Below are 14,525 nucleotides of genomic sequence, written 5' to 3' on the forward strand. Positions count from 1 at the left end.
AGGGCCCACGACCGGGCGGGGGTTCACCCGCCTCGTGCTCGTACTGGCCACGGTGGGCGCCCTGTTCGCCGGGCTCGCGGTCTGGCTCGGCCGGACACGACGCCGCCGGGCGGCCGGTGCGCGCCGGACGCCGTGCTGGAACCGCACTGCGGCGCCTGGTGGGGCGCCTACGTCCCGTACGCCGAGAACGGCTCCCTCAAGGACGCCGTCCTGGACTTCGAGCAGAAGATCGGCCGCAGACTCGATCTCGTCTACAACTACCACGACATGTCGAACACCCCGCGGGACGGAGTGCTCCTCACCCCCGACGAGCGCGAACTCGGCCGGGACCGGATGCTGATGCTGGCCTGGGAGTCCACCGTATGGACCGAGCCGCACCACGAGAACTGGACCGAGACCCAGCTCGGCTGGCGCGAGGTCGCGGCCGGGACCTTCGACGAGGAGATCATCGATCCGCAGGCCCGCCGGCTCAGGGCGTACGGCAAGCGGGTCTTCCTCTCCTTCGACCAGGAGACCGACTTCCGCACCCCGGACGCGGGCACGCCCGAGGAGTTCATCGCCGCCTACCGCCATGTCCACGACCGCTTCCGGGAGCTGGGCGTGGACAACGTCGTATGGGTGTGGACGGTCTCCGGCTATCTCGGCAACGCCGCGCTGATGAAGTCCCTGTATCCCGGTGACGACTACGTCGACTGGATCGGCATGGACCAGTACAACTACTTCGCCTGCCACGACTCCGACGACTGGCTGGACTTCGAGCGCAGCCAGCGGCCGTCGTACGAATGGCTGCGCGCCAATGTCTCCGACCGCAAGCCCGTCATGCTCGCGGAGTTCAGTACGGCGCCGGACCCGGCGCGTCCCGACCGGCAGCGCGGCTGGTACGAGGAGATCCCGCAGGCCGCGCCGACGATGCCCCGGGTGCGGGCGCTGGTGCACTGGAACCGGCCGGTGCCGGGCGAGCACTGCGATCTCACGGTCAACAAGGGTCCGGCGCTGGAGGGTTACCGGGAGGCGGGCCGCGCCCCCTACTTCCGTCAGCCCGTTCCCTCGCGCTGACCGTGTGAGCGGCTTCGGCGGCCCGGGCGGCGACGGGCGCTGCTTGGACGGCCTCGGCGGCTTCGGCGGCGTACTGAGCGTCGGTGGCGTACTGAGCGTCGCCGGTTGCGTACGGCGAGGGCCACCACCGCCACCCCGCACAGCCCCGCCGACACCGGCAGCGCCATCGCCGCGAACGGATGCTGTCCCGCCCAGCCCGCCACCGCGAGCCCCCACACCGCGCCCGCGACGACCCGTCCGTCCGTACCCAGCGCCCACAGGGCCAGCGCCGCCAGCCCCAGACAGAGCAGTTGCAGCGCTACGGGCAGGGCACGCAGCACCCCGTCGGGGCTCGCCGGCCACGCGGCCCGGGAGAGCAGGTCCGCGACGTGCGTGTGCCAGGGACCGGACAGCCGGTCCGGCGGTACGCCCAGGAGTACGGGCGCGGAGTGCAGCGCGGCGAAGAAGACCAGCGGGCCGAGCGCCAGCAAGGCCGGGCCCGGCCGGTCCAGCGAGACGGCGGCGCACTGGACGACGATCAGCAGCAGGACGGCGGCGAGGGCCAACGGGGGCAGCGCGTCGATGAACTGGACACCGGTGAGCCGGTCACGGCCGACATCCGCGGCCAGGGCGAGCGGTGGCCAGAACAGTCCGGCCGCGACCCCCAGCAGCAGCCACAGCACACTGACCGCACCGCTCTCCTCGTCCGGGACCTGGGCGGACACCTGAGGGGGCGGGGCCGCCGCCCGGCGCGCCCACTCGGTGCCGTACTGGTCCGCGCGCTTCCGGCGCCCCGTTGCCCGGCGCCCCCTTGCCCGGTGTCTCGCGGTCCGGTGTTTCGAGGCCCGGTGTTCTGTACGGCCAGTACCGGCCGTACGGCTCGTACGGCGGTGACCGTCCCATACCGCCGCCCGCAGCCCCGGCGCCGCCACCAGCGCGACCAGCGTCATGGACAGCAGCATCGCCAGCCCCGCGCCGGAGATCCCCGTGGGCCCCAGCAGAAGCAGCGCGCTGCCCAGGACCAGGACGCACATGGCGCCCTGGAGGGCGGCGAGCATGCCCGTGCGCCCCTGGACCCGCAGCACCCCGATGTACAGCTCCACGACGACCCGGGGCAGCGTGGCGGCGGCCAGCAGCCGCAGGACGTCCGTGCCGTGGCGCGCGTAGTCGTCGCCGAAGGGGGCGAGGACCTGCGGCGCGAAGAGCACCAGGACCAGCACCACGGGCACCAGCAGCATCGTCATCCGGCGCAGCGCCCCCCGGACGCCCTCGGCGAGCCGGTCCGGGCTGTGCGAGGCGTGCGCGGTGAGCGAGGAGGCCATGTTGATGGCCATGAACTCCATCGTGCCGCCGACCGTGTAGGCGGTGTAGAAGAAGGCGTTGTGGGCGGCGTCGAAGCGGACCGCCACCAGCACCGGCAGCAGATTGATCATCGCCAGACTGAACAGGGCCCCGACCGAGTCGCCGGCCAGGAACCGCCCGATGTCGGACGCGCGCGGCGGCTCCCGGTCCCGGTCGGCCGCCGCCTGCCGGGGGATGAGCCGGCGGAAGACCAGCCAGCCGAGCGGTACGACGGACAGGGCGATGGCCGCCGCCCAGGAGACGAAGACCCCGAGGACGGGCAGGGCGGTGGCGAAGACGATGAGCAGCAGCAGCTTGCCGATGGAGAACACGGCGTTGCCGACGGGCACCCAGAACGCCTTGCGCAGCCCGGTCAGGACGCCGTCCTGGAGGGTGAGCAGCGCCCAGGCGACACAGGAGGCGGTGAAGAACAGGCCCGCCGTGACCCCGTCGAGCGGCGCGTAGCTCGGGCCCCACAGATCGAGGGTCAGCAGGAACACCACGCAGGCGGCGCACACCACCAGCGAGCTGATGGCGTACGCACGCCACACCAGTGGTCCGGTGGCCCGTCCGGCCCGTGGGACATAGCGGACGACCGCGCCGATCATGGTGGTGGCGGTGATCGAGGCGAGCAGCCGCATGGCGGCGATGGCGGCGGAGCCCTGGCCGACCGCCTCGGGTGTGTAGTAGCGGGCGGCGACCAGCCAGAAGCCGAGGCCCAGCGCGGCGGAGACCCCGGTGGAGAGCATCAGGGCATAGGCGTTACGGAACATCGAGTCGCCGCCGGAGCCCCCGGTGTCCGCCGGTCCGGCCGCGGGGCCGGGGCCGGATCCGGGCGTGGGACTGGTGCCGGATCCGGCCGACGGCTCAGTCGGCTCAGTGTCCGGCCCGGCCGTCGGCCCGCTGTCGGGCCCGGCTGCCGGACCGGAGGCGGATCCCGCGGCCCGTCCGGGGGCGGGCCGTCCCCGGCGCGCCTTCCGTAACCGGGCGGTGTCAGCGGTGTCAGCCACCGCCGCCGGGCCCTTCCCCCTCCCCGCCCGTCATGTCCGGCGGCTCGGCCCCCAGCGCGGTGAGCACCGGGATCACCCGGTCCGCCAGGCGCGGGTCCACCGGCAGCGCGTGCCGCGCGAAGCGGGCCGCCGGTCCCGGCGCGGGCGAGGGATCGGTGAACTCCCCGCCCGCGTAGGCGTCCAGCGGCGGATCGTAGAGATAGCCGGTGGTGATGCGGTGCCGGGCGAGGGCGGCGATCGCCGCGTCACGGTCCCGGACCAGCAGCGGCACCCGGAAGAGCGGCTGTACGGGCCCTCCGCCGGCGGCCGGGGCGCCCCAGGGGGTGGCCAGCAGTTTCTCCGTACCCCGCCGGTGCGCGTCGAGCCGCGCGTCCAGACCGGCGAGGAGCCGTTCCGTACGCGCGAGCCGCACCCGGCCCGGTCGGCGGCGGTAGTCGTGCAGATCGACCCGGATCCACGGGTGGAGGGCCGGGAGCCCGGCGCCGTCCGCCATCGCCCGTCCCAGCGCGGCGGGCCGCAGCGGCATCCTGATCTCCGTGCGCTCCCGCCGTCCGAGCAGCCGCAGCGCGGCGCGCGCGGCCCGGACCAGCCGCAGTCCGCGGACCCCCGCCTCGGCGTACGGCCGGACCGCGTAGGCGAGTTCGGAGTGCGGTCGGGCCGGTTCGAGCAGGGCGTCCCGGGCCCGCGCCAGTGCCGTACGCGGGCCCGGATCCGCGACCGCGAGGAAGCCGCCCGTCCCGGCCCCCACATGCTTGGAGAGGCTGAACACGGACGCGTCGCCGAACGTGCCGACCGGCCGTCCCGCCACCTCGCTGCCGAGCGCGTGCGCGGCGTCCTCGATCAGCGGGATCCCCAACTCGTCGCACCGGGCCCGCAGTTCCGGCGCCGGGTCGGGATTCCCGTACAGATGGGTGGTCAGTACGGCGGACAGCCCGCGCCACACCGGCTCCGGCACCGCGGCCGGGTCGAGGGACCCGTCCCGCTCGTTCACCGGCGCCTGTACGGGACGCAGCCCGGCCGCCAGCACCACGAAGAGGATCACGTCATCGGTAACCGGCGACATGAGGATCCGCCCGCCGCGCGGGCACCAGTGGCGCAGCGCCACATACAGCCCCAGACGGCATGAGGGCATGTACACACACTCCCGGCCGAGGCGCTCACGCATCAGCGTCTCCAGCGCGGCGTACGGACCATGTGCCGTCTGCGCGGCATGTGTTGAGCGCACACCAAGAGCCATACGGTTCCCCCCTGCCCCCGGCTCAATGTGTCCCATACCGGACGCCCCGTCAATGGGGCGCTGGGCGGCGGCGGGCGGGGTCCCGGGCAGGCGCCGGTGCTACTCCTCCAGCGTCAGGCCCTCCCTGAGCCTGGTGAGGGTGCGGGAGAGCAGCCGGGACACATGCATCTGCGAGATGCCCAGTTCCTCACCGATCTCCGACTGGGTCATATTGGCGACAAAACGCAGGGAGAGGATTTTACGGTCCCGCTGCGGAAGGCACGCGATCATCGGCTTCAGCGACTCGACGTACTCGATGCCTTCGAGGCCGTGGTCCTCGTAGCCGATCCGGTCGGTGAGCGCGCCCTCGGTCTCGTGCTCCTCGGGCTGCGCGTCCAGCGAACTCGCGGTGTACGCGTTGCTCGCCGCCATGCCCTCGACGGCCTCCTCGTGCGAGATGCCGAGGCGGTCGGCGAGTTCGCTGACGGTCGGAGCGCGGTCCAGCCGCTGGGACAGTTCGTCGCCGGCCCGCGCCAGATCGAGCCGGAGTTCCTGGAGTCTGCGCGGCACCCGCACCGACCAGGAGGTGTCGCGGAAGAAGCGCTTGATCTCGCCGACGATGGTCGGCATCGCGAAGGTGGGGAACTCGACGCCCCGGCTGAGCTCGAACCGGTCGATGGCCTTGATCAGCCCGATCGTGCCGACCTGGACGATGTCCTCCATCGGCTCGCTGCGGCCACGGAACCGGCCGGCGGCGAACTTGACCAGGGCGACGTTGAGTTCGACGAGGGTGTTGCGGACGTACGCGTACTCGTGGGTGCCCTCTTCGAGGGATTCCAGCCGGGCGAAGAGGGTCTTGGACAGGGCTCGCGCGTCCATGGCGCGGACTTCGTCGAAGGGCGGGATCTCGGGCAGGCCCGCCGGCCCGGCCGGACTCTCCAGCCCGGCCGGACCCTCGGTGGCCGTATCGGTGTCCATGGCCGGATGTCCGGGGACGTGCTGCGTGGGGACGTGTTGTGCGGGGAGCGTTGCTGCCGACGGCGCGTGGGGGGTACGCGATGCGTCGAGCCGGGGTGACATGGTCTCCTCCATCGTTCTCGGCGTGTGGGGGCCGCCGATGGTCGGTCGGGTGTCTCTCCTGGCCTTCTAGCCCTACCCGCTCCTTCCCTCCGTTGCAAGTGTAAATTGCTTAATTTGTCCGTATTGAGGGGGACTTCGAGTACCGGTGGCGTGATGAAAGGCGTAAAGTTCGAGCGGCGATGGCAGGTGACAGACCCCATCCGCGACCCCATCCGGCACATCCGACAACGGCGAAGAGGACGGGCATGGACCGCCAGACGGTCGGCAGCACGAACCGGGGCCGGCTCCGCGTCGAGGTCAGGACCGAGGGCCGGAGCGAGATAGTGGCCGTGGCGGGTGAGCTCGATCACCACACGGCGGAGCTGTTGCGGGCGCCCCTGGACGATGCCCTCGGGCGCGGCCGGGCGCGGCTGGTCATCGACTGTTCTGAGCTGGAGTTCTGTGATTCCACCGGACTCAATGTGCTGCTCGGTGCCCGCCTGAAGGCGGACGCCGCCGGGGGAGGGGTTCATCTGGCCGGCATGCTGCCCGTCGTGGCGCGGGTCTTCGAGATCACCGGCGCGGATGCCGTTTTCACCGTGCATGACACGCTCGAAGACGCCCTGGCCGACTGAGCGCGGGCCTCTCTTCCCGTCCGTCGCGAGCGGACACCGTTCTCTCATGGGAGAAGTGGGTGTTGTCACGATTCGGACGGGCAGAAGATCCCGGGCAGGCCGCACGGGAACCCGCACTCTCTGTAGTGATGTACTTCTCTCTGTGCTGATGTCCTGCGCTGATGTGCGGATGTGGCTGATGCGCGGATGTGTTGATGAAGTTGATGAACTTCTGTGTCGATGAACTCGTGAACTGGTGAATCGGTGAGGTGAAGCGCTGATGAGCACCACCCGGCAGCCTCAGCCGGGCGACCTCGGCCCCGAGCCGCGGGAGCGGACGCTCGCGCTCTTCGGTGCCAGCGGTGTCGTCCCGCTGTCGCGCGACTTCACCCGCCAGGCGCTGCACGACTGGGGATGGCTCCCCGCCTCGACCGCGGACCGGCGGGCGGCGGCGGAGGATGTCCTGCTGGTCGTCTCCGAGCTGGTGACCAACGCCTGTCTGCACACCGAGGGGCCCGAGGGGCTGCGGGTGAGCTGCACGGCCAAGGTGCTGCGGCTGGAGGTCACGGACCGCGGTACGGGCCAGCCGGCACCCCGTACCCCGCACCGCGCGGGACGGCCCGGCGGGCACGGCATGTTCATCGTCCAGCGGCTCTGCCTGGACTGGGGAGTGCTGAGGACCCCGGGCGCGGCGGGCAAGACGGTGTGGGCGGAGCTGGCCGCGCCTCCGGCGTGACGCGCGTATACGTCCTGGTGTGGGCACGTACGCGAATGTGAACGCGCACACCCGGGCCCGACGTTGGCACCGGGGGCCTGGGCTGCGCTGCCGGGGGCCTTGCCCCGGTGCCGCGGCCGGGGCGCGGGGCCGGCACCGTGGTCGGCACCGGGCAGACCGATCCGTACAGCGATCCGTACACCGGGCTGTACCGGGATCGTTCCTGGCCGGCTCGGTACGCGCGGCCCGGGGGCCGCCCTCCGCGGACTACCATCACCCCATGACCCGTGTACTGCTCGCCGAGGACGACGCTTCCATCTCGGAGCCGCTGGCCCGTGCCCTGCGTCGGGAGGGTTACGAGGTCGAGGTCCGCGAAGACGGCCCGACCGCGCTGGACGCCGGCCTCCAGGGCGGTGTCGATCTGGTCGTCCTCGACCTGGGCCTGCCCGGTATGGACGGCCTCGAAGTCGCCCGCAGGCTGCGCGCCGAGGGCCACGCCGTACCGATCCTGGTGCTGACCGCCCGCGCCGACGAGGTCGACACCGTGGTCGGCCTGGACGCCGGGGCCGACGACTATGTGACCAAGCCCTTCCGGCTCGCCGAACTGCTCGCGCGGGTACGGGCGCTGCTCCGCCGCGGTGCCGCCGACCCCGTCCCCGCCCCCGCCACCCATGGCGTACGGATCGATGTCGAGTCCCACCGTGCGTGGATGGGCGACGAGGAACTCCAGCTCACCGCCAAGGAGTTCGACCTGCTGCGGGTCCTTGTGCGGGACGCCGGCCGGGTCGTCACCCGTGACCAGCTCATGCGCGAGGTCTGGGACACCACGTGGTGGTCCTCGACCAAGACCCTGGACATGCACATCTCCTGGCTGCGCAAGAAGCTCGGCGACGATGCCGCGAATCCGCGCTACATCGCCACCGTGCGGGGCGTCGGCTTCCGTTTCGAGAAAAGCTGACGCCGTGGGCGCCGAGAAGAGCTGACGCCCACGGGCCGTCACCGCACCACCCCGCCCGGAGGGCACCATGCGCCGTCGTCTGATCAGCTCCACGCTCGCCGTCGTCCTGGTGGTCATCGCCGTCTTCGGGTTGTCGCTCGTCATCGTCGAGACGCGGACGATCAGCAGCAGCGCCCAGGAGAGCGTGAACTACGAGGCCGGGCGTCTGGTGAGCATCGTCGACAGCCGGCTTCTCGGCGGCGACAGCATCTCCGCCAAGATCCTCTCCGAACAGATCGACGCGACCCGTTACGCCAGGATCGAGATCCCCGGGCGGGCCCCGGTCGAGATCGGGGAGCGCCCCGCGGGCAGTGTCATCCGCGGCAGGGCCGAGGGCGAGGAGGGCGAGACCGTCGTCGTCGAGGAGGCGCGCTCCACCATTACCCGCGAGGTCGGCAGAACCCTGCTGATCATCGGCGCGGTCGCCCTGCTGGCCGTCGTCGCCGCCGTTCTGCTCGCCGTACGGCAGGCCAACAGGCTGGCCTCCCCGCTCACCGATCTCGCGGAGACCGCGGAGCGCCTCGGCTCGGGCGACCCGCGCCCCAGACACCGGCGGTACGCGGTGCCCGAGCTGGACCGGGTCGCCGATGTCCTCGACTCCAGCGCCGAGCGCATCGCCCGCATGCTCACGGCCGAGCGGCGGCTCGCCGCGGACGCCTCGCATCAGCTCCGTACGCCTCTGACCGCGCTGTCCATGCGGCTGGAGGAGATCTCCGCCACCGATGACCTGGACACCGTGAAGGAGGAGGCGATGATCGCGCTGGCCCAGGTGGAGCGGCTGACGGATGTGGTGGAGCGGCTGCTCACCAATGCCCGCGACCCGCGGACCGGCTCGGCCGTCGCCTTCGATCTCGACGAGGTCGTCAAGCAGCAGATCGAGGAGTGGCGCCCGGCCTACCGCAGCGCCGGGCGCGCCATCGTCTGCTCGGGCCGGCAGGGCATGCGGGCCGTCGGCACCCCGGGCGCGGTGGCGCAGGTGCTGGCCGCGCTGATCGAGAACTCACTGATGCACGGTGGCGGTACGGTCGCCCTGCGCACCCGGGTCACCGGAAACCAGGCCGTGATCGAGGTGACCGACGAGGGTCCCGGCGTACCGGCCGACCTCGGGGCGCGTATTTTCGAGCGGACCATCAGCGGGCGCAACTCGACCGGGATCGGGCTGGCGGTGGCCCGTGATCTGGCCGAGGCGGACGGCGGGCGGCTGGAGCTGCTCCAGCAGCAGCCGCCGGTCTTCGCGCTGTTCCTGAGCCGGGAGGCGGGTGCGCGCAAGGCGCAGAAGGATCAGGACCGCCCGGTCCGCTGAGGTCGGCTGACGAGGTCGGCCGAGGTCCGCCGATTCAGGCTCGCCCGGTCCGCTGTGTCAGGACCGTCCGGTCCGCTGACGTGCCAGTGCCCGGTTCCTCGCGCTCACGTTCCTCGTGGCCGTCGCTCCCGATGCCCGGGTCTGCGCGGTGGCCGCCGCCGGCTCCGTACCGGGCAGGGTCCTGAACACCCAGGTGCGGTACGACCAGAAACGGAAGAGCGTGGCGACACCGATGCCCAGGAACTTGAACACATTGCTCTGGAGCGGGCTGTCCCAGCCGAATCCGTATGTCGCGGTGTACAGCACGCCGTTCTCGATCACCAGACCGGCCGCGCTGAACAGCAGGAAGAGCGAAAGCTCCTTCGTACGGCGGTTCTTGTCACGGTCCCGGTACGTGAAGTAGCGGAAGCCCACATAGTTGAAGGCGATCGCCACGATCGTGGCCAGGACACTGGCCCGTACCACCGGCAGTTGGGTCGTGTGCCGTACGAGATTGAAGACCAGCAGATTGACCAGCAGGCCCGCGCCGCCCACCGCCCCGAACTTGGCCACCTCGCGTACGAGCCGGTCCAGTCGCACGCGGAGTGCGCCCCGTTCGCTCATATGCCCGCTCAGCCCCGTCCGGTCGACGTCAGTTCCGACCATGCTAACCAGCGCCTCTGAGAGCCGCCTGAGCGACCGTACGTTACGTAAAGCGACGGTACGTAACAGCTCGCAGCGGGTGACGACGGGCACCGGCAGGCGCCCGCGGCCCGGTGCGACGGGGGCCGCCGACGCGCTCGCGGTCAGGGTCCGCCGGCTGCGGATACCCTGGGTGCGTGACATTCCCGGTAGTCGGCATGGTCGGCGGCGGTCAGCTCGCCCGTATGACCCACGAGGCGGGCATCCCCCTCGGCCTCAGATTCAAGCTCCTCAGTGACACCCCCCAGGACTCCGCGGCCCAGGTGGTGAGCGAGGTCGTCATCGGCGACTATCGCGATCTGGACACGCTGCGTGACTTCGCACGCGGTTGTGACGTGATCACCTTCGATCACGAACATGTTCCGATCGAGCATCTGCGGGCGCTGGAGGCGGACGGTATCCCCGTACGACCGGGTTCCGAGGCGCTGGTGCACGCCCAGGACAAGGGCGTGATGCGCGCCCGTCTGACCGAGCTGGGCGCTCCCTGCCCGCGTCACCGGATCGTCGCCGACCCCGCGGATGTCGCGGCCTTCGCGGCCGAGGTGGGCGGCTTCCCGGTGGTCGTCAAGACGGTGCGCGGCGGCTACGACGGCAAGGGCGTCTGGCTCGTACGGTCGGAGAGCGACGCCGAGCAGCCGTTCCGGGCCGGGGTGCCGGTGCTCGCCGAGGAGAAGGTCGATTTCGTACGGGAGCTGGCCGCGAACATAGTCCGCTCCCCGCACGGACAGGCCGTGGCCTATCCGGTGGTCGAGTCGCGGCAGGTCGACGGCGTGTGCGACACGGTCATCGCCCCCGCGCCCGGGCTGCCGGACGAACTGGCGGGCGAGGCCCAGCGGCTCGCGCTGCGGATCGCCGCCGAGCTGGGGGTCGTCGGGCATCTCGCGGTGGAGCTGTTCGAGGTCCGCGGCGAGGACGGGACGCCCGGCATCCTCGTCAACGAACTGGCGATGCGCCCGCACAACTCGGGCCACTGGACCCAGGACGGCGCGATCACCTCGCAGTTCGCCAACCATGTACGGGCCGTGCTCGACCTGCCGCTCGGCGATCCGCGCCCGCGCGCCCCCTGGACGGTCATGTGCAATGTCCTCGGCGGCGACTATCCCGACATGTATGCCGCGTATCTGCACTGCATGGCCCGCGACCCGCAGTTGAAGATCCATATGTATGGCAAGGACGTGAAGCCCGGCCGCAAGGTGGGGCATGTCAACACCTACGGCGACGACTTGGACGACGTGCTGGAGCGCGCCCGCCACGCCGCCGGCTACCTCCGAGGAACGATCACAGAATGAGCTCTTCTCTCGCCGGACCTCCGCACGCAGGCCCTGTCGTTGGCGTGGTGATGGGCTCGGACTCCGACTGGCCCGTCATGGAGGCCGCCGCGAAGGCCCTGCACGAGTTCGAGATCCCGTACGAGGTCGATGTGGTCTCCGCGCACCGGATGCCGCGCGAGATGATCGCGTACGGCGAGGAGGCCGCCGGGCGCGGGCTGAAGGCGATCATCGCGGGCGCGGGCGGCGCGGCGCATCTGCCGGGCATGCTGGCGTCGGTGACCACGCTGCCGGTGATCGGCGTTCCCGTACCGCTCAAGTATCTGGACGGGATGGACTCGCTGCTGTCCATCGTGCAGATGCCGGCCGGGGTGCCGGTCGCGGCGGTCTCGGTGGGCGGCGCCCGGAACGCGGGGCTGCTGGCCGCGCGTATCCTCGCGGCCCACGACCCCGAACTGCGGGCCCGGATGCGGGAGTTCCAGCAGGACCTGAACGACCAGGCGACGGAGAAGGGAAAGCGGCTGCGCGCCAAGGCCGAGGGCGCGGACCACTTCGGATTCGGAAGGTGACGGCTGTGAACGCCCAGGACGCCACGCGGCCCTCCGCTCCCTCTTCCGCTTCTTCTGCCGCCGGTTCTTTTTCCGCCGGTTCTTCTTCTGCCCGGTCTTCCGAGTTTCTCGGCGAGGCGATCGCGCTGCTCTCCGAGTTCCCCGTGGTCGACGGCCACAACGATCTGCCCTGGGCGCTGCGCGAGCAGGTCCGTTACGACCTGGACGCGCTCGACATCGCCCGCGACCAGTCCGCCCGGCTGCACACGGACATCCCCCGGCTGCGGCGCGGCGGCGTGGGCGGCCAGTTCTGGTCCGTGTACGTACGGTCCGACCAGGCCGGCGACGACGCGGTCAGCGCGACGCTCGAACAGATCGATGTCGTGGGCCAGTTGCTCGACCGCTACCCGCGCGAACTGGTCCGCGCGCTGACCGCCGACGACATGGAGTCCGCGCGGCGCGGCGGCAGGATCGCCTCGCTCATGGGCGCCGAGGGCGGCCACTCGATCAACAACTCCCTCGCCACCCTGCGCGCCCTCCACGCTCTGGGCGTCCGCTATATGACGCTCACCCACAACGACAATGTGGCGTGGGCGGATTCGGCGACCGACACGCCGGGCGTGGGCGGGCTCTCCGCCTTCGGGCGCGAGGTGGTCCGCGAGATGAACCGGACCGGCATGCTGGTCGACCTCTCGCATGTCGCCGCCACGACGATGCGGGACGCGCTCGCGGTGACCGAGGCGCCGGTGATCTTCTCGCACTCGTCGGCGCGCGCGGTCTGCGACCACCCCCGCAATGTCCCGGACGATGTGCTGGAACTGCTGCCCGCGAACGGCGGGGTCGCGATGGTCACCTTCGTACCGAAGTTCATCCTGCCCGCGGCGGTCGACTGGACGCGCGCGGCCGACGAGAACATGGCGGCGCACGGACTGCACCCGCTGGACACCACGCCCGAAGCGATGAAGATCCACGAGGCCTTCGAGGCGGCCAGCCCCCGCCCGGTCGCCACGGCGGCCACGGTCGCGGACCACCTGGACCATATGCGCGCGTGCGCGGGGATCGACCACATCGGTATCGGCGGCGACTTCGACGGTACGGCCTTCACCCCGCGCGGGCTGGACGATGTCTCGGGCTACCCGAACCTGATCGCGGAACTCCTCTCCCGCAAGTGGTCCACCACGGATCTCGCCAAGCTGACGTGGCAGAACGCGGTACGCGCGCTGCGTGGGGCGGAGGACGTGGCACGGGCGGCGCGGTCGGAACGGGGCCCGTCGATGGCGACACTGGAACAACTGGACAGCGGCAGTTCTATTTGAGGGCTCGGTTCGCCTCCGGGCGCCTCAAGCCGCTGTCGACGGTCGACCGTGCTCGATTCGCTCGTACCTCGCGAACCTCCGCGCGCTCTCTCTTTCGACAGCGGCCGGCGCCCTTCGGCTCACTCGCCGGGCGGCCGTGCGGGGCCGGAACATGTCCGTGCCCCAGGCGGCCGGGCGCGCCCGGGGGCGGCTTTCAGCGGGTACGAATCGTCAGCCGGTCGTCAGCCGGCGCAGAGACAGAAGGGGTGCCCCGCCGGGTCCGCGGCCCCTTCTTCTTGCCGTTCTCGCGCCGTTCGGCCCCGGGGGGCCTTTCGGGCTTCGAGCGGCTGTGCCGGACTCCGTCCGTCGGTTCGGTGCCCCTGCCCTCAGCCGGCGCAGAGACAGAAGGGGTGGCCCGCCGGGTCCGCGTAGACGCGGAAGGTGCGCGTACGGTCCGCCGCGTCCAGTACGGTCGCGCCGAGGGCCAGCACCTCCTTCTCCGCCGTGTCCAGATCCGTGACGTCCAGATCCAGATGGAACTGCTGCGAGCTGTCCGGCGCGGGCCAGGCCGGGGGTACGAAGCCGGGCGCGAGCTGGAACGCGAGCGTCGTCCCGCCCGTTCCGGTCAGCTCCACCCACTCCTCGCCGTCGTCCTCGATCTCCTCGATCTCGCCGCCCAGCACCTGGGCGTAGAAACGGGCGAGCGCGACGGGGTCGGGGCAGTCCAGGACGACGGTACCGAGCTTGGCGATGGCCATGGCGTTCTCCTTCTCGTGCTCTTGCTGCTGGCTCCTGCCACTGGGCCGTTACCGCTGGATGGGCTCAACCGGTAACGGTCATGGTGACTGCATGCTCCCGCACAGGAGGTAACGTCGCAACCATGAATGACAGGCCGTCCGCACCCGGAGGCCTCGCCCTGATCGAGGCCCTGGTGAACACGCTGGACATCGAAACGGGCGCCGACTCCCTGGACACGCAGGACGGCCGCGCCGCCTTCGGCCTCACCGAGCGGGACGCCGTCGCGGCCCGCGAACTCCGTGAGGCCCTGCGTACGGTCTGCCTCGCCCACGCGGGCCACCGCCCCGCGGACCGCTCGACCGCCGACCTGGACCGCCTCCTGGCCGACGCCCCGCTCCGGGTGGCCGTCGACCCCGAAGGCGGCGCCGTACTACGACCGGCCGCGACCCGCGACACGCTGGTGTCCCGGGTCGCGGAGGCGATAGCGGCGGCGGTCGCGGAGGGGACGTGGCTCCGCCTCAAGGCGTGCGAGGCCGAGGACTGCCAGTGGGCGTACTACGACCGCAGCCCGGCGGGGCGTGGCCGCTGGTGCTCGATGTCGGTGTGCGGCGCCCGAGCGAAGATGCGCGCGTACCGAGCGAGGAGGGGCCCAGCCGTGTGACGGCGAGCGTGCCGCCCCGCCCGACGGCCCCCACATGTGGCGCG

14 protein-coding genes are annotated in these 14,525 nt (G+C 71.5%); 9 read left to right on the forward strand and 5 right to left on the reverse strand.

What is annotated here, in order from left to right; genetic code table 11:
• Window positions 1-132 precede the first annotated feature (132 nt).
• Window positions 133-1,056 (forward strand): glycoside hydrolase family 26 protein, encoded by a 924-nt coding sequence (locus tag KQY30_RS22170; protein WP_254407275.1) that lies wholly within the window; start codon window positions 133-135, stop codon window positions 1,054-1,056.
• Here the strand turns inward: KQY30_RS22170 and KQY30_RS22175 are convergent.
• The 3 genes from KQY30_RS22175 to KQY30_RS22185 all read right to left on the reverse strand — a co-directional run bounded on the left by KQY30_RS22175 (window position 1,035) and on the right by KQY30_RS22185 (window position 5,694).
• Window positions 1,035-3,149, reverse strand: coding sequence for a lipopolysaccharide biosynthesis protein (locus KQY30_RS22175; protein ID WP_254407654.1), 2,115 nt, complete (start codon window positions 3,147-3,149; stop codon window positions 1,035-1,037). The two genes, KQY30_RS22170 and KQY30_RS22175, sit on opposite strands and share 22 nt — an antisense overlap.
• 229 nt (window positions 3,150-3,378) lie before the next feature.
• Window positions 3,379-4,623, reverse strand: a complete 1,245-nt coding sequence (locus KQY30_RS22180) for a DegT/DnrJ/EryC1/StrS family aminotransferase (protein ID WP_302185330.1) — start codon at window positions 4,621-4,623, stop codon at window positions 3,379-3,381.
• A 99-nt stretch (window positions 4,624-4,722) separates the two neighbouring features.
• Window positions 4,723-5,694 (reverse strand): RNA polymerase sigma factor SigF, encoded by a 972-nt coding sequence (locus KQY30_RS22185; RefSeq protein ID WP_217308340.1) that lies wholly within the window; start codon window positions 5,692-5,694, stop codon window positions 4,723-4,725.
• 233 nt (window positions 5,695-5,927) lie between these two features.
• On the opposite strand from KQY30_RS22185, the gene KQY30_RS22190 reads away from it, so the two are divergent.
• The 4 genes from KQY30_RS22190 (at window position 5,928) to KQY30_RS22205 (ending at window position 9,290) form a co-directional block, all read left to right on the forward strand.
• Window positions 5,928-6,296, forward strand: coding sequence for an STAS domain-containing protein (locus KQY30_RS22190; protein ID WP_046504326.1), 369 nt, complete (start codon window positions 5,928-5,930; stop codon window positions 6,294-6,296).
• Window positions 6,297-6,555: 259 nt separating this feature from the next.
• Window positions 6,556-7,011: an ATP-binding protein gene (locus KQY30_RS22195; RefSeq protein WP_046504324.1), complete on the forward strand. Its 456-nt coding sequence runs from the start codon at window positions 6,556-6,558 to the stop codon at window positions 7,009-7,011.
• Between the two features lie 259 nt (window positions 7,012-7,270).
• Window positions 7,271-7,948, forward strand: a complete 678-nt coding sequence (locus KQY30_RS22200; RefSeq protein WP_046504321.1) for a response regulator transcription factor — start codon at window positions 7,271-7,273, stop codon at window positions 7,946-7,948.
• 67 nt (window positions 7,949-8,015) lie between these two features.
• Window positions 8,016-9,290 (forward strand): ATP-binding protein, encoded by a 1,275-nt coding sequence (locus KQY30_RS22205; RefSeq protein ID WP_217308341.1) that lies wholly within the window; start codon window positions 8,016-8,018, stop codon window positions 9,288-9,290.
• A gap of 57 nt (window positions 9,291-9,347) precedes the next feature.
• On the opposite strand, the gene KQY30_RS22210 is transcribed toward KQY30_RS22205, so the two are convergent.
• Window positions 9,348-9,893, reverse strand: a complete 546-nt coding sequence (locus KQY30_RS22210; protein WP_217311244.1) for a GtrA family protein — start codon at window positions 9,891-9,893, stop codon at window positions 9,348-9,350.
• A gap of 215 nt (window positions 9,894-10,108) precedes the next feature.
• Between KQY30_RS22210 and KQY30_RS22215 the strand changes: the two genes are divergently transcribed.
• The 3 genes from KQY30_RS22215 (at window position 10,109) to KQY30_RS22225 (ending at window position 13,103) form a co-directional block, all read left to right on the forward strand.
• Window positions 10,109-11,260 (forward strand): 5-(carboxyamino)imidazole ribonucleotide synthase, encoded by a 1,152-nt coding sequence (locus tag KQY30_RS22215; RefSeq protein WP_217308342.1) that lies wholly within the window; start codon window positions 10,109-10,111, stop codon window positions 11,258-11,260.
• Window positions 11,257-11,808 (forward strand): 5-(carboxyamino)imidazole ribonucleotide mutase, encoded by a 552-nt coding sequence (gene purE, locus KQY30_RS22220; protein WP_217308343.1) that lies wholly within the window; start codon window positions 11,257-11,259, stop codon window positions 11,806-11,808. Before KQY30_RS22215 ends, purE begins: the two co-directional genes overlap by 4 nt.
• A gap of 119 nt (window positions 11,809-11,927) precedes the next feature.
• A complete protein-coding gene (locus tag KQY30_RS22225; protein ID WP_217311245.1) occupies window positions 11,928-13,103 on the forward strand; it encodes a dipeptidase in 1,176 nt (391 codons plus the stop codon).
• 365 nt (window positions 13,104-13,468) lie between these two features.
• Here the strand turns inward: KQY30_RS22225 and KQY30_RS22230 are convergent, their stop codons facing one another.
• Window positions 13,469-13,840 (reverse strand): VOC family protein, encoded by a 372-nt coding sequence (locus KQY30_RS22230; RefSeq protein ID WP_217308344.1) that lies wholly within the window; start codon window positions 13,838-13,840, stop codon window positions 13,469-13,471.
• A 122-nt stretch (window positions 13,841-13,962) separates the two neighbouring features.
• On the opposite strand from KQY30_RS22230, the gene KQY30_RS22235 reads away from it, so the two are divergent.
• On the forward strand, window positions 13,963-14,481 hold the full coding sequence (locus tag KQY30_RS22235) for a CGNR zinc finger domain-containing protein (RefSeq protein WP_217308345.1): 519 nt from the start codon (window positions 13,963-13,965) through the stop codon (window positions 14,479-14,481).
• The last annotated feature ends 44 nt before the right edge of the window (window positions 14,482-14,525 follow it).

This window comes from Streptomyces sp. GMY02, assembly GCF_019056675.1.
GTDB classification, from domain to species: domain Bacteria; phylum Actinomycetota; class Actinomycetes; order Streptomycetales; family Streptomycetaceae; genus Streptomyces; species Streptomyces odonnellii.

What these genes read in the sequence shown, in the direction of transcription:
- KQY30_RS22235 (WP_217308345.1), top strand. Translation starts at nt 13,963, where the DNA reads ATGAATGACAGGCCGTCCGCACCCGGAGGCCTCGCCCTGATCGAGGCC.
- KQY30_RS22205 (WP_217308341.1), top strand. Translation starts at nt 8,016, where the DNA reads ATGCGCCGTCGTCTGATCAGCTCCACGCTCGCCGTCGTCCTGGTGGTC.
- KQY30_RS22210 (WP_217311244.1), bottom strand. Translation starts at nt 9,893, where the DNA reads ATGAGCGAACGGGGCGCACTCCGCGTGCGACTGGACCGGCTCGTACGC.
- KQY30_RS22200 (WP_046504321.1), top strand. Translation starts at nt 7,271, where the DNA reads ATGACCCGTGTACTGCTCGCCGAGGACGACGCTTCCATCTCGGAGCCG.
- KQY30_RS22175 (WP_254407654.1), bottom strand. Translation starts at nt 3,149, where the DNA reads ATGTTCCGTAACGCCTATGCCCTGATGCTCTCCACCGGGGTCTCCGCC.
- purE (WP_217308343.1), top strand. Translation starts at nt 11,257, where the DNA reads ATGAGCTCTTCTCTCGCCGGACCTCCGCACGCAGGCCCTGTCGTTGGC.
- KQY30_RS22185 (WP_217308340.1), bottom strand. Translation starts at nt 5,694, where the DNA reads ATGGAGGAGACCATGTCACCCCGGCTCGACGCATCGCGTACCCCCCAC.
- KQY30_RS22195 (WP_046504324.1), top strand. Translation starts at nt 6,556, where the DNA reads ATGAGCACCACCCGGCAGCCTCAGCCGGGCGACCTCGGCCCCGAGCCG.
- KQY30_RS22230 (WP_217308344.1), bottom strand. Translation starts at nt 13,840, where the DNA reads ATGGCCATCGCCAAGCTCGGTACCGTCGTCCTGGACTGCCCCGACCCC.
- KQY30_RS22180 (WP_302185330.1), bottom strand. Translation starts at nt 4,623, where the DNA reads ATGGCTCTTGGTGTGCGCTCAACACATGCCGCGCAGACGGCACATGGT.
- KQY30_RS22190 (WP_046504326.1), top strand. Translation starts at nt 5,928, where the DNA reads ATGGACCGCCAGACGGTCGGCAGCACGAACCGGGGCCGGCTCCGCGTC.